This window comes from Sphingomonas azotifigens NBRC 15497 (assembly GCF_002091475.1).
GTDB lineage: Bacteria > Pseudomonadota > Alphaproteobacteria > Sphingomonadales > Sphingomonadaceae > Sphingomonas > Sphingomonas azotifigens.
The window spans coordinates 107483-131050 of record NZ_BCTR01000027.1; the positions used below are offsets into that span (position 1 = coordinate 107483).

At 64.9% G+C, this 23568-nt stretch carries 18 protein-coding genes; 5 read left to right on the forward strand and 13 right to left on the reverse strand.

Annotated elements, in window-relative coordinates; translation table 11 throughout:
- Positions 1-148 precede the first annotated feature (148 nt).
- Positions 149-2437, reverse strand: coding sequence for a 3-hydroxyacyl-CoA dehydrogenase NAD-binding domain-containing protein (locus SAZ01S_RS11115; RefSeq protein WP_245824771.1), 2289 nt, complete (start codon positions 2435-2437; stop codon positions 149-151).
- Complete coding sequence (locus SAZ01S_RS11120) at positions 2346-3551, reverse strand: acetyl-CoA C-acetyltransferase (protein ID WP_064310776.1); 1206 nt, start codon at positions 3549-3551, stop codon at positions 2346-2348. Before SAZ01S_RS11120 ends, SAZ01S_RS11115 begins: the two co-directional genes overlap by 92 nt.
- 243 nt (positions 3552-3794) lie before the next feature.
- Between SAZ01S_RS11120 and SAZ01S_RS11125 the strand changes: the two genes are divergently transcribed.
- The gene (locus SAZ01S_RS11125) at positions 3795-4631 is read left to right on the forward strand and encodes an SDR family oxidoreductase (RefSeq protein WP_167693145.1); all 837 of its coding nucleotides are present in this window, start codon (positions 3795-3797) and stop codon (positions 4629-4631) included.
- 71 nt (positions 4632-4702) lie between these two features.
- Here SAZ01S_RS11125 and SAZ01S_RS11130 read toward each other — a convergent pair whose 3' ends face one another.
- Entirely contained in the window at positions 4703-6172 is a 1470-nt protein-coding gene (locus SAZ01S_RS11130) for an aldehyde dehydrogenase family protein (protein WP_084582341.1), read from the reverse strand.
- 405 nt (positions 6173-6577) lie between these two features.
- The gene (locus tag SAZ01S_RS11135) at positions 6578-7591 is read right to left on the reverse strand and encodes a zinc-dependent alcohol dehydrogenase (RefSeq protein WP_167693146.1); all 1014 of its coding nucleotides are present in this window, start codon (positions 7589-7591) and stop codon (positions 6578-6580) included.
- A gap of 203 nt (positions 7592-7794) precedes the next feature.
- On the opposite strand from SAZ01S_RS11135, the gene SAZ01S_RS11140 reads away from it, so the two are divergent.
- A complete protein-coding gene (locus SAZ01S_RS11140; RefSeq protein WP_064310773.1) occupies positions 7795-8895 on the forward strand; it encodes an NAD(P)H-dependent amine dehydrogenase family protein in 1101 nt (366 codons plus the stop codon).
- Between the two features lie 13 nt (positions 8896-8908).
- Here the strand turns inward: SAZ01S_RS11140 and SAZ01S_RS11145 are convergent, their stop codons facing one another.
- Together SAZ01S_RS11145 and SAZ01S_RS11150 are read right to left on the reverse strand one after the other, a co-directional pair.
- On the reverse strand, positions 8909-9817 hold the full coding sequence (locus tag SAZ01S_RS11145) for an SDR family NAD(P)-dependent oxidoreductase (protein WP_245824772.1): 909 nt from the start codon (positions 9815-9817) through the stop codon (positions 8909-8911).
- Complete coding sequence (locus SAZ01S_RS11150; protein WP_084582344.1) at positions 9753-10517, reverse strand: SDR family NAD(P)-dependent oxidoreductase; 765 nt, start codon at positions 10515-10517, stop codon at positions 9753-9755. Before SAZ01S_RS11150 ends, SAZ01S_RS11145 begins: the two co-directional genes overlap by 65 nt.
- A 168-nt stretch (positions 10518-10685) precedes the next feature.
- Between SAZ01S_RS11150 and SAZ01S_RS11155 the strand changes: the two genes are divergently transcribed.
- Both SAZ01S_RS11155 and SAZ01S_RS11160 read left to right on the forward strand, forming a co-directional pair.
- Positions 10686-12305, forward strand: a complete 1620-nt coding sequence (locus SAZ01S_RS11155) for a GMC family oxidoreductase (protein WP_084582345.1) — start codon at positions 10686-10688, stop codon at positions 12303-12305.
- 74 nt (positions 12306-12379) lie between these two features.
- Positions 12380-13429, forward strand: a complete 1050-nt coding sequence (locus SAZ01S_RS11160; RefSeq protein ID WP_064310769.1) for an NAD(P)H-dependent amine dehydrogenase family protein — start codon at positions 12380-12382, stop codon at positions 13427-13429.
- A 37-nt stretch (positions 13430-13466) separates the two neighbouring features.
- Here the strand turns inward: SAZ01S_RS11160 and SAZ01S_RS11165 are convergent, their stop codons facing one another.
- The 5 genes from SAZ01S_RS11165 to SAZ01S_RS11185 all read right to left on the reverse strand — a co-directional run bounded on the left by SAZ01S_RS11165 (position 13467) and on the right by SAZ01S_RS11185 (position 19281).
- Positions 13467-14282 carry an enoyl-CoA hydratase-related protein gene (locus tag SAZ01S_RS11165; protein WP_084582347.1) on the reverse strand — a complete coding sequence of 272 codons (816 nt, stop codon included), beginning with the start codon at positions 14280-14282 and terminating at the stop codon, positions 13467-13469.
- Between the two features lie 114 nt (positions 14283-14396).
- Positions 14397-15704 (reverse strand): phenylacetate--CoA ligase family protein, encoded by a 1308-nt coding sequence (locus SAZ01S_RS11170; protein WP_084582348.1) that lies wholly within the window; start codon positions 15702-15704, stop codon positions 14397-14399.
- Positions 15705-15744: 40 nt separating this feature from the next.
- Positions 15745-17292 carry an AMP-binding protein gene (locus SAZ01S_RS11175; protein ID WP_084582349.1) on the reverse strand — a complete coding sequence of 516 codons (1548 nt, stop codon included), beginning with the start codon at positions 17290-17292 and terminating at the stop codon, positions 15745-15747.
- 146 nt (positions 17293-17438) lie between these two features.
- Positions 17439-18107: a phenylacetate--CoA ligase family protein gene (locus SAZ01S_RS11180; protein WP_139810041.1), complete on the reverse strand. Its 669-nt coding sequence runs from the start codon at positions 18105-18107 to the stop codon at positions 17439-17441.
- An 88-nt stretch (positions 18108-18195) separates the two neighbouring features.
- On the reverse strand, positions 18196-19281 hold the full coding sequence (locus SAZ01S_RS11185) for an amidohydrolase family protein (RefSeq protein WP_084582351.1): 1086 nt from the start codon (positions 19279-19281) through the stop codon (positions 18196-18198).
- A 424-nt stretch (positions 19282-19705) separates the two neighbouring features.
- On the opposite strand from SAZ01S_RS11185, the gene SAZ01S_RS11190 reads away from it, so the two are divergent.
- Positions 19706-21265, forward strand: a complete 1560-nt coding sequence (locus tag SAZ01S_RS11190) for a class I adenylate-forming enzyme family protein (protein ID WP_084582352.1) — start codon at positions 19706-19708, stop codon at positions 21263-21265.
- Positions 21266-21360: 95 nt separating this feature from the next.
- Here the strand turns inward: SAZ01S_RS11190 and SAZ01S_RS11195 are convergent, their stop codons facing one another.
- Both SAZ01S_RS11195 and SAZ01S_RS11200 read right to left on the reverse strand, forming a co-directional pair.
- Positions 21361-22329 (reverse strand): acyl-CoA dehydrogenase family protein, encoded by a 969-nt coding sequence (locus tag SAZ01S_RS11195; protein WP_084582353.1) that lies wholly within the window; start codon positions 22327-22329, stop codon positions 21361-21363.
- Positions 22326-23465 (reverse strand): acyl-CoA dehydrogenase family protein, encoded by a 1140-nt coding sequence (locus SAZ01S_RS11200; RefSeq protein WP_084582354.1) that lies wholly within the window; start codon positions 23463-23465, stop codon positions 22326-22328. Before SAZ01S_RS11200 ends, SAZ01S_RS11195 begins: the two co-directional genes overlap by 4 nt.
- Positions 23466-23568 lie beyond the last annotated feature (103 nt).

Below are 23568 nucleotides of genomic sequence, written 5' to 3' on the forward strand. Positions count from 1 at the left end.
GTCGCGAGCGTACGCACGATCCGTGCGGTTCCTACCGACGACGATTCAGCTTCTCGCATCGCCCAGCGGCTGCAGCAGGCCCGCTGCGCACGGTGCGCAACCACCGCGGCGCGAGTTGGCGCGGCACCAGACCGTGTGGGCCGGGCGGTCAATAGAAGCGCTCCCCGCTGGCGGCCATCTCGCGGAGCATCCGTCCGGGGCGGAACCGCTCTCCGTACAGATCCGCCAGCCGGTCGCACTGTGCGACGAAGGCGGCAACGCCGACCTGATCGATAAGCGAGAGGGGACCGCCCGTCCAAAGCGGAAAGCTGAATCCCAAGGTCGCGCCGACATCCGCTTCGCGCGGATCGGCAAGCACACCTTCTTCGAGGCACTTGGCCGCCTCGAGTGCCATTCGGTAGAGAATGCGGTTCTTGAGGTCGGTCTTGACGCGCTCGTCGAATGCGTCGGTCAGCGTGGGTTTGGCGATGTCGGCGAGCCCCGGCCAGAGCGACTTGGTCTTGCCGTCCTCCGCATAATCGAAAAAGCCCTTGCCATTACGGCGACCGTGGCGTCCGTGCTCGACGACCAGCTTGTGCAAGATGGCATCCGCCGCACTCGGCACATAGGCGTCGCCAAGATCGCGTCTGGTCTGCTGGAGTACATGATAGGGCAGTTCCAGGCCGATCGCATCCGGGAGCGACAGCGGCCCCACCGGCATTCCCGTCATCTGCCCGATATTCTCCACGATCGCAGGCGCGATGCCTTCGGCGAGCATCTCGCAGGGCTCTTCGAGATACATGGAGATCGTTCTGGAGGTGTAGAAGCCGCGCGAATCCTTGACGACGATCGGCGTCTTGCGGATCGCCGCGACATAGTCGAACGCAGCGGCGAGGGTCGCGTCGTTCGTCCGCTCGCCCCGAATGATTTCGACCAGTTCCATCCGCTCCACGGGGGAAAAGAAGTGCAGGCCGATGAAGCTCTCCGGCCGGGCGGACGCTGCGGCAAGGCCGGTGATCGGCAGGGTCGAGGTGTTCGAGGCCAGGACGGCACCTGGCGCCAGCTTCGCTTCGGCGCGCCGCGTCACCTCCGCTTTCACCGCACGGTCTTCGAACACCGCTTCGATGACGATGTCCGCGTCGGCGACGCGGTCGTAGTCGGTGGTAGCGGTGATCCTGGCGAGGATCGCGTCAGCCGCGTCCGGCGAGGACCGGCCGCGGGCAATGGCCTTTTCGAGTGCGGCGCGAACATGGGCCTTGCCCTTGTCCGCGGCCTCCTGGGTGATGTCGATCAACAAGGTCTCGATGCCGGCGGCAGCCTGGGCATGGGCGATACCGCTTCCCATCAGGCCTGCGCCGATCACGACGGCTTTGTGGAACCTGCGAACCGGGATGCCGAGCGGGCGGTTGGCGCCGTTCCTGATCTCGCGCGGCGACACGACCTTGGTACGTAGGATGGAGCGCGCCTGGGGCGACCGTGCCGCCTTGATGAACTCCCGCATCTCGATCCTCAGGCCGGCGTCGAACGGAAGTTGCGTCCCTTCGTAGACCGCCGTCAGGATATGCCCCTGCGCGGGATAGTTGCCGTGATATCGCTGGCGCGACAGCGCCGCCGCAACGGCGATGGCTTCGCTGTTGGCCTGCACATAAGGTCCGCCGCCGGGGACGGCATAGCCCTTCTTGTCCCAGGGCTGCACCGGATCGCCATGCTCGCGCACCCAGTTCCGGGCGGCCTCGACGGTCTCGCCGAGCGGGACCAGGGCGTGGACAAGGCCGATCTTCACCGCTTCGGCCGCACCGATGATCTTGCTTTCGAGAAGTAGCGGCAGCGCCGCCCGGATGCCGACGATGCGCGGCAGCCGCTGGGTTCCGCCACCGGCTGGCAGCAGGCCCAGGCTCGCTTCGATCAGTCCAATCTTCGCCTCGGGCCCGTCGCTGGCTACCCGGTAATGGCAGGCGGTCACGAGTTCCGCCCCACCGCCCAGCGCCGTCCCCTCGATGGCGCACGCAACCGGCTTGCCGCAGGTCTCGAGGCTACGGAACAGCGCCTGCGCTTCGGTCAGCCGCGCCACGTCGCGGGTGAGGGTTTCGGCTTCGGTACCGGGCTCGGGCGGTCCGGCGAAGGTTTCGAGGTGCATGAAGTCGCCGCCCGCGCAAAACGTCCCGGCTTTGGCGGACGCCAGCACCACGCCTCTGATGGCCGCATCGGCCTTGATGCGCGCGACAAGGGCCGCGAACTCTTCGAGCGTCTCGGCGTCCAGCGTATTGATCCGGCGATCCGCCATGTCGAACGTGATCAGCGCGATGCCGTCGGAATCGATCTCGATCTTCCAATGTTTCATGCGGTGTTCCAGTTCTGGATAGCGATCAGACGCGCTGGATGAGGGCGGCAGTGCCCATGCCACCGCCGACACAAAGTGCGACCACGGCGAGCTCCTTGTCGGCGCGTTCGAGTTCATCGAGCGCGGTGCCCACCAGCATCGCGCCCGTCGCGCCGAGGGGGTGGCCCATCGCGATCGCACCGCCGTTCACGTTCATCCGGTCGTGGGGGACGGCGAGCGCCGTCATCATGCGGAGGACGACGGCGGCAAACGCCTCGTTCAGTTCGAAGATGTCGATGTCGTTCACCGTCATCCCCTGGGCCTTGAGCAGCTTCTCCACGACCGGCACGGGGCCGCTCAACATGATGGACGGATCCGATCCGATCGAAGCTGCCGCGCGCACCACGCCGCGCGCTTTCAGTCCGGCGCGGGCACCCGCCTCGTGCGTGCCCATCAATACCGCCGCTGCGCCATCGACGATGCCCGCCGAATTGCCGGCATGATGCACATGCGCAATCTTTTCGACTTGCGGGTACCGCTGGCGCGCGGTTGCATCGAACAGCATTTCGCCCATTTGTGCGAAGGACGGCTGCAGTGCCGACAAGGACTCGGTCGTCGTCTCGGCGCGAATATGTTCGTCGCGATCGAGGCGTAGCATCCCCAGCTGGTCCTTGACGGGCACGATCGACCTGGCGAAGCGTCCTTCTGACCAGGCACGGGCCGCGCGCCGCTGGCTCTCTGCAGCATAAGCGTCGACATCGTGGCGGCCATATCCGTCCAGCGTGGCGAGAAGGTCGGCTGCGACTCCTTGGGGCAGCACATAGTTCTCGAGCAGCGAGATAGGGTCGGTCCCGATCGCGCTGCCTTCGGAGCCCATCGGAACCCGGCTCATGCTCGCAACGCCGCCGGCGATCACCATGTCCGCTTCGCCGGACATCAGCTTGCCTGCACCTACATTGCAGGCTTCCAGGCCCGAGGCGCAAAAGCGGTTGAGCTGCATCCCCGGTACGCGATGATCATATCGAGCCCGAAGGAGCGCGGTTCGCGTGATCACGCCGCCTTGCTCGCCCACCGCATCGACGCAGCCAAAGACCGCGTCGTCGACCACGCTGGTGTCGAGTGCGTTGCGGTCCCGGATCGCTTCCAGCACCTGCGCGGCGAGGGACACGGATGTGATTTCGTGCAGGGACCCTTCTTTGCGGCCCCGACCACGCGGCGTGCGCACCGTGTCGTAGATATAGGCTTGTCTCATCCGCCGTCGCCTCATCGCTCTCCTGCTTCGCGACCGATGTCCTATGGCCGACGCGAAGGTGCGGGAGGAGTAACGGAACCCGTTGGCGGGCCCTGCGCCGCTTGCCGGTCGCTGCTCCTCTGATGTTTCAACCTAGCGACCGTTTGATTGATATGGCAAGGCCTATTTGGGCTGCACGTTGGCGGGACCATGCAGGGCACGGCATGGGCAAATTGCGCGTGCGCGGACGAGCGGGAGAGGCCTTTGACCAAAGAATCGCTGGCCGTGGTGATCGGTGCGGGCGGGATGGGAGCGGCGATCGCGGCGACCTTGTCGCGTGACCATGCCGTGCTCCTGGCCGATATCGACGCGGCGCGTGCGGAGCAGCGGGCCGCAGCGCTGCGCAGCGAAGGCCGGACCGCCACCGCAGCCTGTTGCGATGTGACCAGTGCCGAGTCGGTATATGCCCTGGCTGCCATGGTTGGGGAGCGCGGGGGCTTTCGCGTTCTCGCCCATGTCGCCGGTATGTCGCCGTCCATGGCCGCGTTCGACGCGATCATGCGCGTCAACCTTCTGGGCCCGGCAAGAGTGGCGCAGGCACTGCTGCCGTTCGCGCAGCCCGGGGCTGCGGCAATCGTGATCGCCTCTTTGGGGGCGCATCTGGTCGCGGTTCCGCCACCGGTCGCAGCGGTGCTTCGCGAACATGCCACACAGGACGATATCAGCGAGCGGTTGCGGGCGGAACTCGGCGAGGACGCAGCGACGTCGGACCTGGCGTATCAATTGTCCAAGTTCGGCGTGCTGATGCTCTGCCGCCGCGAGGCAGCGCGTTGGGCCGAGCGCCAGGCGCGGATCCTGTCCGTTTCACCTGGCCTGATCGCAACTCCGATGGGTGCGCGCGAATGGGAGACGAATGCGGCGAAGCGCCGTCTCGCCGCGATGGCGCCCTTGAAGCGGGAGGGGAGATTGGACGAAATATCCGAGGTCGTGGCGTTCCTCGCTTCCGATCGTGCGTCCTTCATTACCGGCACCGACGTGCTGATCGATGGCGGCTTGGCGGGCGCGATATCCGACGTATCGTTCGGCGGCGGATCGATCTGACGCAGCACGGCCTTTGCGGACGGCCCATCCCCGCCTCCGCGCGGAGGGAGGGAAGGGGCATCGCACAACCGTCAGCGGACCAGCACGGTCTTGAGATGAAGGAACTCGTCGATGCCTGCCCGGCCGCCTTCCTTGCCATATCCGCTAAGGCCTATCCCGCCAAAGGGTGCGTTGTAGGTCAGCGGATCGCCGCCGTTGACGCCGACAGTGCCGCACCGCAACTGGCGAACCAGTCGTCGGATCCGCCGCTCGTCCGTCGTCTGGACATAGGCCGACAGTCCGTAGCGGGTGCTGTTGGCAAGCGCGACCGCCTCGCTTTCGTCGTCGAAACACATGACCGAGATGACCGGGCCGAAGATTTCCTTCTGCGCGACGGCGCTGTTGGGATCGACATCGGCCAGCACCGTTGGCGCGACGAACCAGCCGTCGCCCAGTTCGCCGCCGAGGCGCTCACCGCCCGTCGTCACGCGGCCGCTGCCCGATGCCGCGGCTTCCGACACGATGTTCAGGATGCGCTGGCTCGACGCCTCGCTGATCACAGGGCCAACCACCGTGTCTTCCAGCAACGGATCGCCCACCGGCATGGCCGATACCGTGGCTGTCAGCCGCTCGAGAAAGTCCTTGTAGATCGATCGTTCGATCAGCACGCGGGTGGGAAGCGCGCAGCCTTGGCCGGCATTCGCCAGCCCTGCCAGGCTGGTATGGCGGCACGCCGCGTCGAGATCGGCATCGGCGAAGATGAGGTTCGCGGATTTGCCGCCGAGTTCGAGTACCGACGGCGTAAGGTTGCGGGCTGCGCCTTCGAGGATGCGTTGCGCCGTCGCGGCGCCTCCCGTGAAGGTGATCTTGGAGACATCTGGATGGCCGGTCAGCGCCGTTCCCGCGGCCGCACCGCCATGGACAAGATTGATCACGCCGGCAGGGACACCCGCCCTTGTCGCCAGCGCCAGGAACTTCTGCGCGGTGAAGGGGGCGATTTCGGCTGGTTTGAGAACGACCGTGTTGCCGGCTGCCAGCGCCGGGATCACCTTCATTCCCAACGAGATGATAGGGCCGTTCCAGGTCACGATGACTGCGATCACGCCAAGCGGCTCGGGAATGCTGTAGACGAAGCCGGCCTCGTCCAGTGACGCGATCTGTCCTTCCAGCTTGTCGGCCCACCCGGCATAATAGCTGGTGAACTTCTGGGAAATCAGACTGATGTGGCGGGTGAAGGAAACCGCACCGCCGAACTCGAGGCTAGAAAGCACGGCCAGCTCGTCGGCATGGTCGCCGAGGAGTGTCGCCAGGCGTTCCAGTATCTGGCGCCGCTCAAGCGGCGGCTTCGCGCGCCAGCCTGCAAATGCCCGTTTCGCGGCGGCAACGGCGGCATCCACTTCGTCGGCGCCTGCCAGCGGAATGTCGGCTTGCACCTCCCCCGTCGATGGATTGATGTGTCGGTGAACGCCCTGGGATCCACCCCATAGGGCAGCACCATCGACGATATGGTGCAGCGCAGGAATATGGACCGCTGCCGCATGGTGTCGATCTGGCAGGCTCACGCGTTTCTCCTTGAGGCTGTGTGGTCGCACGTTCGCGTCGTCACCCGGCGAGGTTCAGCGCTTCCACCGAGAGCATATTCCCCACCCAGCACGGCAGACCGGCGCTCGGATCGCCCCTCTGGTGGAACGAAGGAACGAGGTCGAACCAGCGGTGCATCGCTATCCGCAATTCGCGCCAGGCAAGCGGCGCGCCGAGGCAGTGGTGCAGGCCGTAGCCGAATGCGAGGTGCCGATTGGGCGATCTCTATGTCCTCAAGCGCCGTTCGAGAGCTCGATACGACCGAGAAGGCCCGCAGCATCTCCTCCACCATGGCGGGAATTTCGGCACGGTTCGCGCGTAGCCGCGCCTGCAACGGCTGGAGGCTCTCACCCATGATCTGCGCTCCGGTGAGCAGGGAAAACGCTTCAGGCGAAGGTCAGCATTACCTTGGCGCTCGTCACTTGCTTCGCGACGGCGAACGCCGTGTCGAAATCGTCAAAAGGAAAGGTGCTGGTGACATAGGCATCGAGAACGGCGGGATCGAACGCCGGCAGCTCGTTCAGGGCGTCGCGCAGCTCCTGCTGGTAAACGCCCGCGGTGGTGATCTCCATTTCACGCATGATCAGCCCGCGAAAATTCACTTCCACCGGCTGGATGTAGATGGCGCCGATCACCAGCCGCGAACGGAACTTCGCCATGGCGGTGATCTGATCAATCAGTCCCTTGCCGGCAGCGAGATCATAGAAGATATCGGTGCCGACGGTGGGTTGGCCCATCACCGGTGCGCCTGCGCCATGCTCTTCGCGGAGCCGCTGTGCCAAGTCCTCTTTCGATGGATTGACGGTGGCATGCACGCCCATGCGGCGCGCGTGTTCTAGCCGTTCCTCCGCAACGTCGATCGCCACGATGTGGCGCACGCCGCGGCGCACCAGCCAGATGATCGCGGCGAGACCGATCGGCCCGCAGCCGAACACGGCAACCTTGCTGTCGGGCGTCGGATTGCCGCGGTTCACGGTGTGAAGACCGACTGCAAGCGGCTCTGCAAGGGCTGCGCGTTCCATGCTGAGATCGTCAGGAACCGCGAGGATGCTTTCGCCCATGACCGCGTTGCGGATCAGGATGTGGCTGGCGAAGGCGCCTTCGTCGGCTCCGGTGCCGATAATCGCGCCGTTGGTCGCCATCGGATTGATGAACACCCGGGATCCCACCGGGATATTCGTGACCGCGCTGCCCACGCTTTCGACGACTCCGGTCGCTTCATGGCCCAGTGGCATCGGACTGCCATCGGGGCGCAAAGAGCCCCGTTGCACGAAATGGATGTCGCTGCCGCAAATACCGCACGCCCGCATTTTGACGACAACGTCCTTGGGGCCAGCGACGGGCATCGGCACCTCGTCGATGGAATATTGGCCTGGCTGATGGACGCGGACCGCCTTCATGCACACTCTCCTAACGGCGCCCTTCGGGCTTGGGCCTAACAGCGCCCTTTGGGCTTTGGCTGGTCCTTTGCGGGCCGCCATCGCCGCATCGTAATCCGCACCCAACAGCTCCACAAGATATTTTCAGTCTACCGACCGGTTGATTTTGTGCATAGCTACCGTCCGGCCGACGCGACGCGCGCGGCAGGAGAGGGGAGTGGGCGATGAAGACCTACAAAGTCATACAGTTCGGTGCCGGTGCGACCGGAAAATTCGCGCTGCGCGCGATCCTTACGCATCCTCGCCTCCACCTTGTCGGTCTTGGCGTCCACAGCCCCCAAAATGAAGGGCGGGATGCCGGTGCATTCTGTCGCCTCCCCGAAACCGGCGTCTTGGCGACACGCGATCGCGACTCGCTTCTTTCGACGGAAGCGGATTGCGTGGCATTCCTGCCCTGGGATTCGCCGGCAGGCGATGTGCTGGAGGCGGATAGCCATTCCGGTGCGCTGTTTGCGCTTGTGTGCGCCCTTCTGGCGAGCGGCAAGAACGTCGTGGCGTCGGCCCCCAATTCGCTTGTCTACCCTCCGTACCTCGGACCGGAGACCATGGCGCGGCTGGAGGGGGCGTGTGCTGCGGGGAATGCAAGCTTTCTCTACACCGGCGTCTCGCCCGGTTTCATGCCGGATCGGCTGGTGCTCGCGCTGACGCAGATCTCCGCCCGGATCGACCAGATTTCGGTGCGCGAGATCATGAACTACGCAAATTACGGCGACCGCGACATGATCATGGGCCTGCTCGGGTTCGGACAGCGGCCGGAGAGGTTCGATCCGTCCGCCTTGTCGGGCAGTTTTGCGCGCGCATTGGGCGGATCGGTCGCGATGGTCGCCGATGCCATCCAGACGAACCTCGACAGGATCGACATCGACGTCGAATTCGCCATGGCCTCGACCGGGTTCGACATCGCGACGGGCCGCATCGAGGCAGGAACGATCGCGGCCGAGCGGATCCGCGCCTCGGGCATCCGAGACGGGCGGACCCGCATCGTCGCGGAGCACATCACCCGCGTCGATGACCAGGTTGCGCCGGACTGGCCCCGCTTCGGATCCGGCCAGCGGGAGGGCTATCAGGTCGAAATCCATGGCGCGCCGTCGATGAAGATGGAGCTCGAACTCGGTGCGTTCGGCCGGAACCCGATGGCCGACGCCGGCTGGGCCGTCGGCGGCCATCTGGCCAACTCGATCATCGGCGTATGCGAGGCGCCCGCGGGCGTTCGCAGCTTCATGGATTTGCCGCTGGCGATCGGGGTCCACCGCATGACGGCGTGAACCGCCCCCAGCGTCAGAAGATCGTCGGAATGCCGCCGCCTTCTACCCGCAGCGCCGCGCCGGTGGTTGCCGAAGCCTGTTGGGAAGCGGTGTAGACCACCATGTTGGCGACTTCTTCCGAGCTCGCCAGCCGCCCGAGCAATTGCGAGGGGCGATATTGGGTGGCGATCTGGCGGTGAACTTCCGCGGTCGTCACCCCCTGCGTTGCCGCTGCTTCGGCGATCGAGCGCTCCACATGCTCGGTCATCGTGATGCCGACCAGAATGGAGTTCGACGTCACGCCGGAATTGCGCGCGATTTCGGCAAGGCCCCGGGCGACGGCCAACATCGCCGCCTTGGTCACGCCGTAATGGATGCGGTTATCCGGGACGGTGACGCCCGATTCGCTGGAAATGAAGATGAGGCGCCCCCAGTCGCGCTGCAGCATGCCGGGCATATAGTGGCGTGCCAGCCGAACGCCCGACATGACGTTCGTCTCGAAATAGCGCATCCACTGTTCGTCAGGCACGGTGAAGAAATCTGCCATCTCGTAGATGCCGAGATTGTTGACCAGGATATCGATCGAGTCGACGGACGCGATCAACTGGTCGACCCCTTCCCGCGTTCCGAGGTCCGCGGAAATGCCGCGTACCGAAGCGCCGGGAAATTGTGCGCCCAGCTCGCGCACCGCCCCGTCGGTGACATCGGAACGCCTGCCGTTCACGATGACGGCGGCACCCGCGCCGGCCAGGCCGCGGGCGATGGCGAGGCCGATCCCGCTGGTCGATGCGGTAACAAGTGCGGTCTTGCCGGTCAGGTCTATGTTCATCTTGGTGTCCCTCTTGATCGGGTAGGTCGACGGCCAGCCGCGTTCGCGGTCAGGCCATATGCTCGTGCATGCGATCGACGATGTCGCGCGCGCCCATGAGGAGCGCGCCGGCATCGATCACATAAGCGCTGCCGGTGATCATCGAAGCATCGTCCGATGCCAGGAAGGACACCAGTTTCGCGACTTCGCGCGTATCCATCACCGCGCGCAGCGGTTGCAGGCTGGCCACCCAGTCGAGCGGGGCTGCCTCCGTCTGGGGCGTCCGCATCCAGCCGGGATGGACCGAATTGATCCGGATCCGCTCCGGCCCCAGCATGTGCGCACCCGTCTTGGTGAGGCCGGTGATGGCGAACTTCGAACCGGTATAGGCAAGCCCGCCCGAGGAATGGATCCCCGCCGTGGACGAGATGTTGACGATCGATCCCGCACCCGCGCGACGCATCGCCGGGACCACCGCCTTCATGCCCAGGAACGTCCCCAGCGCATTGACCTCGAAGATCGCGCGAAACAGTTCCTCGGTCACGTCGTCATACGGGACCTGCTCGATCATCGCCGCATTGTTGACGAGGATGTCGACCGTGCCCAAGCGCGCCTCGGCCGCCGTCACCGCCTCCGCCCATTGATCGGCTTTCGTCACGTCGAGCGCGCGAAAGACCGCGCCTTCGCCGATCTCCCGGGCAACCGCCTGGCCCTGCTCGACCAGAATGTCGCAGAGCATGACCCGGGCGCCTTCCCGGACGAGATCCGCCGCGATGCTGGCGCCGAGGCCGCGTGCGGCACCGGTCACGATCGCGGCCTTGCCTTCCAGACGCACGTCCCTCTCCTCGGTTTTGTTCGATCGGAGCCTTGCCGACGGGGCGTGCAGCCCCGTCCTGGGTCTCCGTCGGTTGTCGATTCAATGGGTAAAAATCTGCCGGTCGTCAATTAGAAAACTTGACTCAAATCGTAGCTTGCCTCCACCATGCCGCACGCAAAAAAGAGCATGCGCTGGAGAGGCCGCTTGATATACGATTACGTCATCGTAGGCGCAGGATCTGCGGGCTGCGTGCTCGCCCATAGGCTGTCTGAAAATCCTGCCGCGCAGGTGGCTCTCCTCGAAGCCGGTCCGAAGGATTCGCACCCGGCAATTCACATGCCCCGCGCCTTCCTCAAGATCTATGCGCAGCCGGACCTGCTCTGGCGATACGAGGCGAACGTCGGCGGCGGCAGCAACCGGGTGGAAACCTGGATTCGGGGGCGTACGCTCGGGGGCTCCAGCTCCGTCAACGGCATGGTCTATGTGCGCGGGCAGCCGCAGGACTATGATGGCTGGAACGCCATGGGCCTGAGGGCGTGGAGCTGGGCCGACATGCTCGCGGCGTACAGGGCGATGGAGAACCACGCGCTGGGCGCCGATGACATGCGGGGCGCGGGCGGCCCGCTCGACATCTCCGCCTATCGCGGCAAGGCGCCGCTCGCCGAGGCGTTCATCGCCGCCGCCGGTGAACTGGGACTGCGTCGGCGCAAGGATCTGAATCGAGACGATCACGAAGGCGCCGGCTATTATTTCCGCACGATCCACAAGGGGCGGCGGAACAGCGCGGCCAGCGCTTTTCTCGATCCGGTCCGCACGCGCCGCAACCTGAGCATCTTCACCGACAGTCCGGTCGACCGGTTACACCTCGAGGGAAATCGGGTGACCGGCGTGGTCGTGCGGCGGGACGGGCGCGAGACCATAGTACAGGCGCGCGAGGTGATCCTGAGCGGCGGCGTGCTCAATTCGCCGCTGCTGCTCCAGCGTTCGGGCATCGGGCCCGGCGAGGTGTTGCGACGGGCCGGGGTGGAGGTAGCCGTCGAACACCGCGAGGTCGGGCGCAACCTGCGCGATCATCGCGGGACGACGGGAATCCAGCTGCGCGTCAACCGTGACAGCCTCAATCGGCAATTTTCCGGCTGGCGTCTGGCCGCCAATGTCGTGCGTCAGCAATTGTTCGGCACTGGCCCGCTGGCAGATGGTGCTTTCGAGGCGGGCGCCTTCTTCCGCACCCGGCCAGAGCTCGATCGGCCGGACGGGCAGCTCTTCATGGGGGCTTTTTCCGTGGACGGCAGCAAGTCGTTCACCGAAACTGCGCTGGAACGCGAGCATGGCATGATGATCGGCGGCTATTTCATGCGCCCGCACAGCGCGGGCACGATCGAAATCGTCTCGCCCGATCCGGACGCCGCACCTGTGATCGATGCCAATGTGCTGGGCGATCCCCGCGACCACCAGCCGGCCATCGACGTGATGAAGTTCGCGCGGCGCTTTGCATCGACCCGTGCCTTGCAACGCTACCAGGCCGTCGAAACGGTTCCGGGGATCGACTTTGCGAGCGACAGCGAGATGCTGGAGTATATCCGCCGCGCGTCCGAGCCTGGCATTCACGCCACCGGCACCTGCCGGATGGGCACGGACGACGATGCGGTTCTGGACGACCGGCTTCGGGTCCGTCGGGTGGAGGGCCTGCGCGTGATCGATTGTTCTGCCATGCCGACACAGGTTTCCGGCAACACCAACGGCCCGGCCATGGCCTTTGCGTGGCACGCGGCCGATCTCATTCTGGAAGACCGCAAGCATCGCTGATGCGCGACGGCCGAACGCCCCCGCTTCGGGGATCAGGATCATCCGACCGCAGAGTCGCTTAGGAGAGAGAAACAGTGGGTAAGAAGCGTGTCATCGTCTGGGGCACCGGGCCGATCGGAATGCCGGGGCTTCGCGGCCTCATCGGCCATCCGGAATATGAACTGGTCGGGCTGCACGCCTGGCATCCGGAAAAGATCGGCCGCGACGCCGGCGACATCGCCGGGCGCGAGAAGACCGGCGTGATTGCCACCGGCGATGTCGCCGAGCTCCTCGCCCTCAAAGCGGATTGCCTTGTCTACCAGGGCAATTCGGCGAAACGGGAACAGGAATGCATGGCGGACGTGATTCCGTTCCTGGAAGCGGGAACCAACGTGGTGACCCCCTCGCTGATGGATCTCCACGCCCCCCAGTTCGGCCGGAGCCGATTCGTCGATCCCATTCGCCGGGCTTGCGAGAAGGGGCGGTCGGCCATCTTCTGCGGCGGCACCGATCCCGGCTATATGTCGATCGGGCATCTTTTCTCGCTGCTGTCCGGGGCTGGGAAGATCGAGTGCATCACCTTCGTCGAACTGGCTGACATCACCGAGTATGGCGGTGTCGATTCCTTGCGCGAATATGGCTTCAACCAGCCGCTCGACTATCTGCCGCCGATGTACACCGACGATGCGGGGCGTGGCTGGCACGAAAGCACCTTGCGGGCGATCGCCGACTATCTCGGTGTCGAGCTGGACGAAATCACCTCCGAATGGGAGACTGCCGCGCTGGAGGAGGATGCGCGGGCGGCGTTCGGCACGATCAAGGCCGGGCTCACCGCGGCCGTCCGCTGGACGATGAAAGGCATCTACAAGGGCAGGCCGCTGATCATCTACAAGAAGGTGGAGCGGTTGAACCCCAAGGCAGGCCCGGACTGGGAACAGCCATTGCCGGGCGGCGAAGGCGGATATCAAATCACCATCGCCGGCGATCCGACGTTCCATACCGAGATGTCGCTCAACCTCTATGATGGCTGTTCGGTCACGGCCCTGCACCCGATCAACGCGATCGGGGCGGTTTGCGCGGCCGAGCCCGGCATCTATGGCCAACTCGACCTCGGGCATTTCTATTCGAAGAACATCGTGCGCTGACGAGGCGCACGTTGATCGCCGCTGCGCCCGGCGCCCCTCAGGCGTCGGGCGATTTCTTGCGGTTGAGCGACAGCGTCTGTCCCGACCAATTGGGCTTGCGCTTCTCGCGCGTCGCGGCGGCAGCCTCCTGCGCGTCGGGCAGGTTCGACGCCAGCGTGGTGTAGAGCTGTTCGATGCGATAGCCCTCGGACAGCGGCAGTTCCTCGGTCAGGTTGATCGATTCCTTCATCAGCTGAACCCCGTACGGACTGAGGGTGGCGATCTGGGTTCCGATCTCCCGTGCGCGCGGCATCAATGCATCCGGCGACGTGACGGCCAGAATGCCGCCGACGCGCTCGAGGGTTTGTGCGGAAACCCGCTGCCCGGTGAGCGCCATGAAGCGGACCAGTTTGCTGGGAACCAGGCGCGCGGTGTGGCGCGTGCCGCCCAGCGCTCCGATCAGCACTTCGGTAAGCGAGAAATGGGCGGTTTCCGACGCAAGCACGATATCGCAGCTCGCGGCGAGCACCACGCCGGCACCGACGGCGCCGCCATTGACTGCGCCGATGACGGGGAGCGCGCACCGCCGGATGGCATCGAAACAGGCGCGCGACACTTCCGAACGCGCCAACTGCATCTCGGTGGTGCGCGCGGCGAGTTCGCGTGTGTCCGCACCCGCACAGAAAATCCTGCCGCGCCCTGTCAGGATCACGCATCGCGCGGCCGGGAAGTCGTCGCGCACGTTCGCGAAAAGGTCCCGCAGCGCGCGGAACATGTCGAGCGTGAGCGGATTTGCCGGCGGATTGTCGATCGTGACGATCAAGATGCCCGCAACGGCCTCGTCCATGCGCACGTCGATCAAAGCGTCGGCCATCCTCTCATCTCCTGACCTGGCTGTTCGGCGCGGGGGACGGCGCCGCCTGCAACACGGCCGACGACCTGTGCAGGTGCCGTCGGCCGTCTCTTTCGATGTCCCGTTGCCGCCGGACTAGACCTGGAGCTTGATGATGCGCGGGATCTTGTGCGGGGGGCCGAGCTTGAGCAGATCGTCGTTCGGCACGAGTTCGAGCTTGGAATCGACGCCGAGCTGGTTTCGGATTTCCGCCTTCAGCCGCCGTTCGAGCGATTCCAGGTCGGGTTTGCCGGCATAGCCTACGCGCAGGCGCAGGAAATCTTCAGGCTGCGGCGGGCGAACGATCTGGAACAGCCCTGCCTTGGTTTCGAGCTGCGATTCGATCGTCGGCCAGATGCTGATCGGGAGCAGGGTGTTGCCACTGACGACGATCTGGTCGCCGGCACGGCCCTTGATCTGGAACCGCGCGTGCGTTCGGCCCGAAGGGCAAGGCGTGCGGGTGAGCGTCACCAGATCTTCGCTCTTGAAGCGGATCAGCGGGTCGACCCGGTTCTGCAGCGGCGTTGCGACCAGCTCGCCCAGGCTTCCATCGGGAACCGGCTCGCCGGTGACGGGGTCGACATGCTCGACGAACACTTCGTCTTCCCAGGCATAGGCGCCGGACTGATTGGCCGACTGGAGCGTGATGGTGGCATCGCCGAGCGACAGCACTTCGTAGATTTTCAGGTTCCAGCGCTCGGTCAACATCCGGCCGCGTGGCCCGAGCGGCTCGCCGCCCCAGATCACCGCCTTGTAGGAGGAAAAGGCTTCGGCGAGATCGACACCGGTATCGATTTCGAACTGCTCCAGGCCCATCAGGAGGACGGTCGACAGCGCCGACAGCAGCGTCGGCCGGTATTTGCGGCTGATCTCGACCAGCCGGCCGATCTCGGACGGATTATGGTCGAGGCAGATCGGCGTGATGCCGAAATGCAGGAACGGCGCGATCGTGGAACCGCGGATGGTGGGGTTCATCGTCACCCCCCAGTCGCCCGGACGGATTCCCAGATCCCAGAAGCCGCGATCGAAGCGCGAGTCCATCTGCGTGCCGTGCAGGTCCATCCGGGCCAGGATGGTGGGATCGCCGGTGGTGCCGGAACTGCCGGTGATCGAGCGCAGGGCCGATCGATCGACGCACAGCACGCCGCCGAAGGGATCGCCGGTCGCCTCGCGATATGCGCGGATATCGTCCTTGGTGATGAAGGGCACGAGGCGCGAGAAATCGGCCAGCGATTGGATGTCGGCAGGCGTAATACCTGCCGCATCCCATTTCTGGCGCACCAGACCCGCCTTTTCATAGGCGATCTCGATGATTTCCTTGAGTGCCGGAAACTGCCGCGCCTCGATTTCAGCGCGCGGCATCGTTTCAATCTCGGGGTCGAAGTACAGGCGATCCTCATCCATGGCTTTGCGCGCTTTCTGTCTGTTGCCTTGAACTGTCATTCTACGACGTGCGGGTACCGCCGCCGGGGTAGTTGCCCCCGCCGTACCGCGCGTCGAGCTGCTTGTAGTCGGCGCCGCCGGTGGCCAGCCGCGGGATGGAGTCGCTGAATTCCACCGAAGATGGCTTCTTGTAGGAGGCGATATTCTGGCGGCAGTGTTCGATGATCTCGCTCGGGCTTGCCGCGGCACCGGGCTTCAGCACGACGATCGCCTTGACTGCCTGGATCCAGCGCTCGTCCGGGATGCCGATGATCGCGCAGTCGGCGACCGCCGGGTGCCGGCGAATGCACGCCTCGACTTCGGCGGGATAGATGTTCTCCACACCCGATTTGATCATCTGCGTCTTCGGGCCGATGAAGGTCAGGCTGCCATCGGCCTCGCGCTTGCCGAGGTCGTTGGTGTGGTGCCAGCCGGAGCGATGACGACGCGCATTGATCTCCGGGCGCCGCCAATAGCCGTTCATCACCGTGGGCCCGCGGAAGACGATCTCGCCGACGTCGCCGGGGGCGACGTCGTTATCGTCCGCATCGACGATGCGCATCTGGCAGAAGGGCGCGGGGCGACCGAAGATGCCGATCGCATGGCGGCCATATTGCGGCAGCACCGCCAGCCCCATGACTTCGGTCTGGCCATAGCCCGGCACATGCGTCTCCGCCGGTTCGACGGTGACCATGCGGTTCCACTCTTCGGTGTACGGGATGGAGCGCAGGCTGCTGAGATCGAGCGTGCGATCGCGATTGAGGGCGACGATCTCGTCCATCGTCTTGCTGACCAGCCAGGTGCGGGTGCAGCGGTCCGCGTGGATCGCCTCCGCGATCGAGCGCGCATCCGTGCGCCGAACGAAGACGTTGGTGCCGCCCATGTGGAACACCGCGAGGCAGAACATCAGCGTGCCCAGATGGAACAGCGGTCCCACCGCCAGGAAGACGGTCTCGTTCGACAGTTTCTGGGTGGGCGCCAGGACGAGATTCTCGAGGAGGATCGTGTTCTGGCTGAGCATCGCGCCGTTCGGGCGCCCTTCGAACGCCGCCGTGTAGATGATGAGGGCGGTGTCGCGCGTATCGACCTCGCGCTCGCCCTGTCCGCCCTCGGATCCGGAGGCGACGAAATGCTCGTAGGAGTCTTCGCCCTGCCCATCATGCTGCAGCCATAACCCGCCGGCGTAGCGCGCCAGCGCACGGGCGGCGCGGATCTCGTCGCCGACTTCCTCTTCCTGCCAGAGCACGATGGAGGGCTCGAGGTCGTCGATCAGATCGGCCAGTTCGCTCTTGCTCTGCCGCCAGTTGGCCGGACACAGCATCGCCCCGAGCTGCGAGGCGGCGATGAGGGTCTCCAGAATGCGGTGCGAGTTCTGCCCCAGCCACAGGATGCGATCGCCGCGTCCGACGCCGGCGCCCGCGAGCGCGTCGATATACCGATCGACCCGGCCGAGCGTCTCGGCAAAGGTGTAGCGCTGATCGCCGCAGGACAGGGCGACCTTTCCGGGATAGGAGCGGACATGCTCTTCCAGGACGGTGTAGAGCGACAGGCTGTGAATTGCATCAGACATGCGTGTCTCCGAGGAGTCCGACGGACGATCGTACGCGAAGCTCATGGTTCTGCCGGTGCGGTGCGGTTCCTTCGGCAACGCGGCCTGATTGCCGCATCCGGAAGGACCATCTTGGTTCCCGCCGCACCGCCATTCGCGCCGACGCCTTAGTGGAGCGTGAAATCGTGGCTGGCGCTTACCGATCCCTTCACCCCCGTGCGAAGCCGCACGACCGGGCTGGCCCGGTTCTGCAAGGCAGTGATCAGCAACTCGCCATTGGCTTCCTCGATCAGCCATTCGTCGCGATCGTAGAAAGTCTCGCCCTCCGGAGAAACGAACCCGAACGCGATCCCCAGGCTGACCATCCGCCACGGTGCGAAGCCGAGCGCCGCCAAGCGATCCGCGGCGCCGTCACGCGCGCAGATCATCTCGGCCGGCGCGAACGCCTTGCGCGTGTCGAGGTTGAGCGCGGCCATGCCGTCCAAGATCGCATCGGAGATGCCGAAGGCGACCTTGATGGGGAAGCGGCGCATGAACATCTCCGCACGCCCGGCGTCGAAGATGAAGTTCTCGCCGATCGCCACGCACGCTTCGAGCGATTCGACGGCAAGCTGGTAGGGCCAGAAATGGGCATATTCGGACGAGCCGGAGGTGCACATCACCATCGAGCCGGGCACCACCCCCATCTTGCCGAACATGGCCGCACCGAAGCGCGCGTCCGCGTCGACGTCGCGGTAGCTGACGGGATATTCCGTCACCAGGTGCGGCGTGCGCAGGCACCCCACGATCATGATATCCGTATTGCCCGGAATCCCGGCCAGTGATCTCGCTGCCATCAGCGCTGCTCCTCTCGCAACCGTATCAATTTATTGGACGTGGCGTGCGCACGGGAGATGTCCTCCCATGCGCACGCCGCGCCGAGCCTCATGCGTCCGTCAGAACCTTCGGGTTGGCAATCCCGAACAGCTTGGCCGCCGTCAGGCCGAGAATATCGGCCTTTTCCTGCTCGCTGATGGCGATGTCTCGGAAGTTTTCCGCAATGACTTCACGAGAATAGGGGAAGGAACCTTCCAGATGCGGATAGTCCGTGGCGAACATCAGCGTCTGGTGGCCCAGCACATGACGGTTTTCGACGGCAGAGCGATCGTGCGAGAACGCCGCCTTGACCTGCTGGGCAATGATTTCGCTCGGCTTCCGGCTGAGCTTGGGGCGCACGTAATGAATGTGCGCCGGATAGATCTCGTCGAGTATTTCCGCGAGATAATTGAGATAGGACGACCCACATTCCATGGTCGCCACCGTGAGATCCGGGAAGCGGTCCAGCGCGCCGCTCGCGACGAGATAGGCGACGGAGTCGATGGGGCCACGCCCCGAAAGCATATAGTTGATGAGGGCGGCACCGAAACCGCGCTCCATCGTGGTTTCGCCGCCGGTTCCCGAATGCAGGATCATCGGGAGTTTCGCCGAAGCCGCCACCTCCCACAGCGCGTCCCATGCATCCGAATTGTATTTCGGCACCTCTGTGGGCAGTCGACCGGGGATCATCGCGGTCCGATAGCCTAGGGAGACGCAGCGCTTGAGCTCGGCAACCGCGTCTTCGATCGAGCAAACCGGCAGGATCGCCGCCGGAACGAAGATATCGGGATGTGCCTCGAAATGCTTCAGCACCCAATCATTGTACACCTCGCAGGATGCCAGCTCCAGGTCGCGATCGTTGAGCCGGGGCGTAAGCAAACCGGTGGTGGGATAGATGACTTCGGCATCGACGCCATCGCGGATCATGTCCTTGATGCGGAGGTCGATTTCGTACCTGCCGATCTTCTCGTTGCCGGAAACCCCGTCGGCAACCTGCATCTTCAGCAGCGTCATGCCGTTCGCTTCGACGAAGAAGTTCTTCTCGTCCTTGCGCGAACGGAACGCCCTGTCGCGCAGGCTCGCAGGGAGCCGTTCGGCCCAAAGGTCCTTCGGCTCGACCACATGCGAGTCGCAACTCAATACGAACGGCTTCATCACACTCTCCCGCTAGCCGCAAAATCTATCTATCGTCCGATATGAAGAATGGCAATTTTCGAGTCAAGGGCGCTGCCGGCGGCGCGCGCTGCGCCTGCACGGCCATCAAATAATCTAATTGACGACCGATAGAATTATTGCGAGCTTCCGTGGACGGATCGCGCGAAACCCGCGAGGTGTCCGCCACGAAAGCAGCGGCTCAGGCGCGCTGAGTGCCACGGCTTTGGCTGCATTGGGTGAGGGCTGAACGTGAGGATCTGTGCGGGCTGGAGCTCGGACCATCGACCGATCCGGCTCGGCCCGCCGCTGCCTAACGCCCGGCGGCCGGGCCGCTGCTCCTCGTCCAGTTCAAACCGAGCGCGTGGCTGCGGATGTTCCCTGCGCGGATGCCCGGCGAAGCGGCGTGCAACCTTCCCGTGCCCTGATGGAGGCAAACTTGAATAACGTAGAGACATTCACGCTTTCGAGCATCTTGCAGGCAAACGCCCGGCATTATGGGGAACGGGTCGCCTGGAATTTCGAAGGGCGCACGCTGACTCATGCGGAATATCATGCCCGCGCGCGGCGTCTTGCTTCTGCCTGGGCGGCGCGCGGTCTGCTGCCGCACGAGCGAGTCGCCGTCATGAGCCGCAACCGGCTGGAGATCTGCGAAGTCTATGCGGCGGGCGAGGTGGGGGGGTACATCACCGCTACGGTCAGCTTTCGCTTCGCGGCGCCGGAGGTCGAGTATATCGTCCGCGACAGCGCGCCGAAGATCCTGGTGTTCGAAGAAGAATTCACATCCATGATCGATGGGCTGCGGCCCGCGCTCACCAGCGTCGAGCATTTCGTGTGCATCGGCACCGCGCCGGAATGGGCGGAAAGCTATGACGATGTGATGGAATCGGGGAATGCCGCGGTTTCCTATCAACCGCGCGCCAGCGACATCTGCTATATCATCTACACCAGCGGCACGACCGGTCGCCCCAAGGGCGTGATGCTGACGCACGGTACCAAAGTGAGTGTCGCCAACACCAACAACACGCTCATGGCTGCCGGTCCGGAGGACCGGATGCTGTTGATGATGCCGATGTTCCATGTGGGGGCGAAAGACGTCTCGCTCGGCCAGAGCTGGCGCGCGGGAACCGTCTTCCTGCACCGCGACTTCAACCCGGAGCGGATCCTGCAGACCATCCAGGATGAAAAGATCACCATCACCCACATGGCGCCAACGATGATCCAGATGCTGCTCGATCATCCGAAGATCGAGGCGTTCGATCTCAGCAGCCTGCGCATGATCCTCTATTCGGCGGCGGCGATGCCGGTTGCGCTGTTGCGGCGCGGCCTCGCCTTGCTCGGGCCGGTGTTCCTCCAGATGTATGGCCAGACCGAGGGATCGGGGACGGTGTTGCCCATCGAGGCGCATCGCCCCGACGGCGACGAGCGCGACCTGCGCAGGCTCCAGTCGATCGGCATTCCGTTCCCGGGCGTCGAGATCCGCACGGTGGACGAGGCGGGCGTCGATTGCCCCGTGGGTGCACCGGGCGAAATCCTGCTGCGGGGGCCGATCATGATGCGCGGCTATTGGAACAATTCGAGCGCGACGATCGAAGCGCTACGCGACGGATGGCTGCACACCGGCGACGTGGGAAAGTTCGACGAGGACGGCTATCTCTACCTCGTCGACCGCAAGAAAGACATGATCTCGTCCGGCGGCGAGAACATCTATTCGCGCGAGGTGGAAGAGGCGCTCTACCAGCATTCGGCCGTGGCGAACGCCGCCGTCATCGGGGTGCCGCACGAAAAATGGGGTGAAGCGGTGCGTGCGGTGATCGAATTGCGCGAAGGGGCAAGCGTGACCGAGGCCGAACTGATCGCGCATTGCCGGACCCTGATCGCCGGCTACAAATGCCCAAAATCGATCGTCTTCGTTGCTGACCTTCCCAAGCTGGCGAGCGGCAAGATCAACAAGGTGGAAATCCGCAAGGAACACGGCCTGGCATAAAGTCGGGCAGGGCCTGCCATTCGGCGTCCGGCGGAACGTTCCGGCCGGACGCCGGTGCCGCTCATTGCGCTGCGGCGCATTTCCAAAACGGGTTTTCAGTCGGTACGCGCCGCGAGATCGGCCCAGAAATGGTCCGCGCCGCGCGCCAGGATGCCTGCCCCCAGCAGATTTGCCCAATAGGCGTCGCCGCCGAATTCCGAACGCCACGACCACAAGCGGCGGGTAAGCGGGTGCAGGCCAAATTCGTGCGTGAAGCCGATGGCGCCATGCGCCTGGTGCGCAATCGCGGTGCCGATGCCCGCCGCCTGGTTTGCGCGGAGCTTCGCGGCGGCAACTTCGAACGCGCCGTCGCCGCGATCGAGCGCCTGTGCCGCACCCATCGCCGCACAATTTGCGGCGGCCGCCTCGCATGCGAACGTCGCCAGATTTTGCTGGACGGCCTGAAACTTCGCCAGCGTCTTGCCGAATTGCCAGCGTTCGTTGACATAGTGCACCGCCATCACGAGCGCTGCATCGAGCGCACCGGCAATCTGCGCGGAGCGCGCGAATGCACCGAGGGCGAAGATGCGTAGCTCGCTCGCCGCGGCGCGTGCTCCGTCGATGCCGATCACCGTGCGGCTGGCACCCGAGAAGTGCGTCTCCTCCACGAATCGTGCCTGGGAGAGGTCGACGACCACCGACCGGTCTCCCAGCGGGGCGACGACGAAGTCCGCGCGCGGCCCTGCCACGACACCTGCCAGCGTGCCGGTAAATCGCCCGTTCTCCAAGCGTCCTTCGCTGCGCGACGCGATCGTTCCCCGGCCGGCAAAGCCGAGATGCGTTCCCGCACCGGCAGCCAGAATGGCTTCGACGAGCGGCGTGGACAGGGCGTGGTGGCCGGCGAGACGAAAGACGACGAGCGCATCTTGCCAGCTTCCACCGAACCCGCCATCGGCCTCGCGGATCAGCAACGATGGCAGGCCGAGCGCCTCGATCCTGGCCCATGCTTCGGCTGCGGGCGTGTCGCGAAGCTCGGCGAACACGCCATTGGCCATGTCGCTCAACATGTTCTGCTGTTCGTTCATCTCAATCCCAGTCCCCGCGCGATGATGCCTTTCAGAATCTCGCGCGTGCCGCCGCGCAGCGAGAAGGAGGGGGCGACCTGCAGCAGATGCTCCAGCACCCGGGTGAGGGCCGTGGTGCTCGCCGGATCGATATCGATCGTCGCCTGGACCAGGCCCGGCATGGCCTGTTCGAAGCTGTTGCCGAGATCCTTGACGATGGTGGCTTCCAGCGCCGGATCCTCGCCATCGGCGAGCTTCGCGGCCACCGTTGCCGACATCATGCGCAGCGTCCACATGTCTGCGGCGAGGCGCCCGACAAGTTGCCGGACGGCGGGGTCCGGGCTCTCGCCCACATGCCGCAGCAGTTCGAGGAACAGGGCGGTGGAGGAGAGATAGCGTTCGGGCCCCGATCGCTCCAGCGACAGTTCCGCCGTCGCCTGCTTCCAGCCTTCGCCCTCGATCCCGGCCAATGCCGTCTCGGGCAGCTCGACGCCGTCGAAAAACACCTCGTTGAAATCATGGCCGCCGGTGAGATCGATGATCGGCTTGATGCTCACGCCCGGCGCATCCATCGGGATGACGAATTGGCTCAGCCCTTCGTTGCGCTGCGAGCCTTCCGCGGTACGCACGAGCGCGATCATCAGGTGCGAGAAATGCGCGCCGGTCGTCCAGACCTTCTGCCCGTCGATGATCCATCGGTCGCCGCGCTTGCGCGCCTGGGTCCGGACCGAGGCGAGGTCGGAGCCGGCGTTCGGCTCCGAAAGGCCGATACAGGCGAAGATTGCGCCGCGCGCCATGCCGGGGAGCCAGCGCTGCTTTTCGGTTTCATGGCCGTAGCGCAGCAGCATTCCACCGGTCTGCCGGTCGGCGATCCAATGCGCACCGACCGGTGCGCCTGCGGCCAGCAGTTCCTCCAGCACCACGTAGCGCTCGAGGTTGGACCGCGCATGGCCGCCATATTCCTTCGGCCACGTCATGCCGATCAGACCTTCGGCGCCCAGCCTTGCGCTGAACGCCGGATCGGCCACGGCCCAGCTGTTCGCGCGTTTGGCGGGATCCGGGTGCCGCGGATGGGCGGCGATGATCGATCGAACCTGCGCACGGATCGACGCGGCATTGTCCGGCCAGGCGATGGGTTGGGGATGAAACGTCTGCAAATGGCGTCTCCGTTGCGTTCGACTTTTTCTGCGGGGTGGGAGACTGGTGACGAGACGAGGATGGGAGCCAGCGGCTGCAAACCACGCGGTGCTACGATCGTGA

What these genes read in the sequence shown, in the direction of transcription:
- SAZ01S_RS11115 (WP_245824771.1), bottom strand. Translation starts at nt 2,437, where the DNA reads ATGAACTCGAACGCGCCGACAAGGAGCTCGCCGTGGTCGCACTTTGTG.
- SAZ01S_RS11120 (WP_064310776.1), bottom strand. Translation starts at nt 3,551, where the DNA reads ATGAGACAAGCCTATATCTACGACACGGTGCGCACGCCGCGTGGTCGG.
- SAZ01S_RS11135 (WP_167693146.1), bottom strand. Translation starts at nt 7,591, where the DNA reads ATGAAGGCGGTCCGCGTCCATCAGCCAGGCCAATATTCCATCGACGAG.
- SAZ01S_RS11140 (WP_064310773.1), top strand. Translation starts at nt 7,795, where the DNA reads ATGAAGACCTACAAAGTCATACAGTTCGGTGCCGGTGCGACCGGAAAA.
- SAZ01S_RS11145 (WP_245824772.1), bottom strand. Translation starts at nt 9,817, where the DNA reads ATGCCGGCGCGCTCCTCATGGGCGCGCGCGACATCGTCGATCGCATGC.
- SAZ01S_RS11155 (WP_084582345.1), top strand. Translation starts at nt 10,686, where the DNA reads ATGCGCTGGAGAGGCCGCTTGATATACGATTACGTCATCGTAGGCGCA.
- SAZ01S_RS11165 (WP_084582347.1), bottom strand. Translation starts at nt 14,282, where the DNA reads ATGGCCGACGCTTTGATCGACGTGCGCATGGACGAGGCCGTTGCGGGC.
- SAZ01S_RS11170 (WP_084582348.1), bottom strand. Translation starts at nt 15,704, where the DNA reads ATGGATGAGGATCGCCTGTACTTCGACCCCGAGATTGAAACGATGCCG.
- SAZ01S_RS11175 (WP_084582349.1), bottom strand. Translation starts at nt 17,292, where the DNA reads ATGTCTGATGCAATTCACAGCCTGTCGCTCTACACCGTCCTGGAAGAG.
- SAZ01S_RS11180 (WP_139810041.1), bottom strand. Translation starts at nt 18,107, where the DNA reads ATGGCAGCGAGATCACTGGCCGGGATTCCGGGCAATACGGATATCATG.
- SAZ01S_RS11185 (WP_084582351.1), bottom strand. Translation starts at nt 19,281, where the DNA reads ATGAAGCCGTTCGTATTGAGTTGCGACTCGCATGTGGTCGAGCCGAAG.
- SAZ01S_RS11190 (WP_084582352.1), top strand. Translation starts at nt 19,706, where the DNA reads ATGGAGGCAAACTTGAATAACGTAGAGACATTCACGCTTTCGAGCATC.
- SAZ01S_RS11195 (WP_084582353.1), bottom strand. Translation starts at nt 22,329, where the DNA reads ATGAACGAACAGCAGAACATGTTGAGCGACATGGCCAATGGCGTGTTC.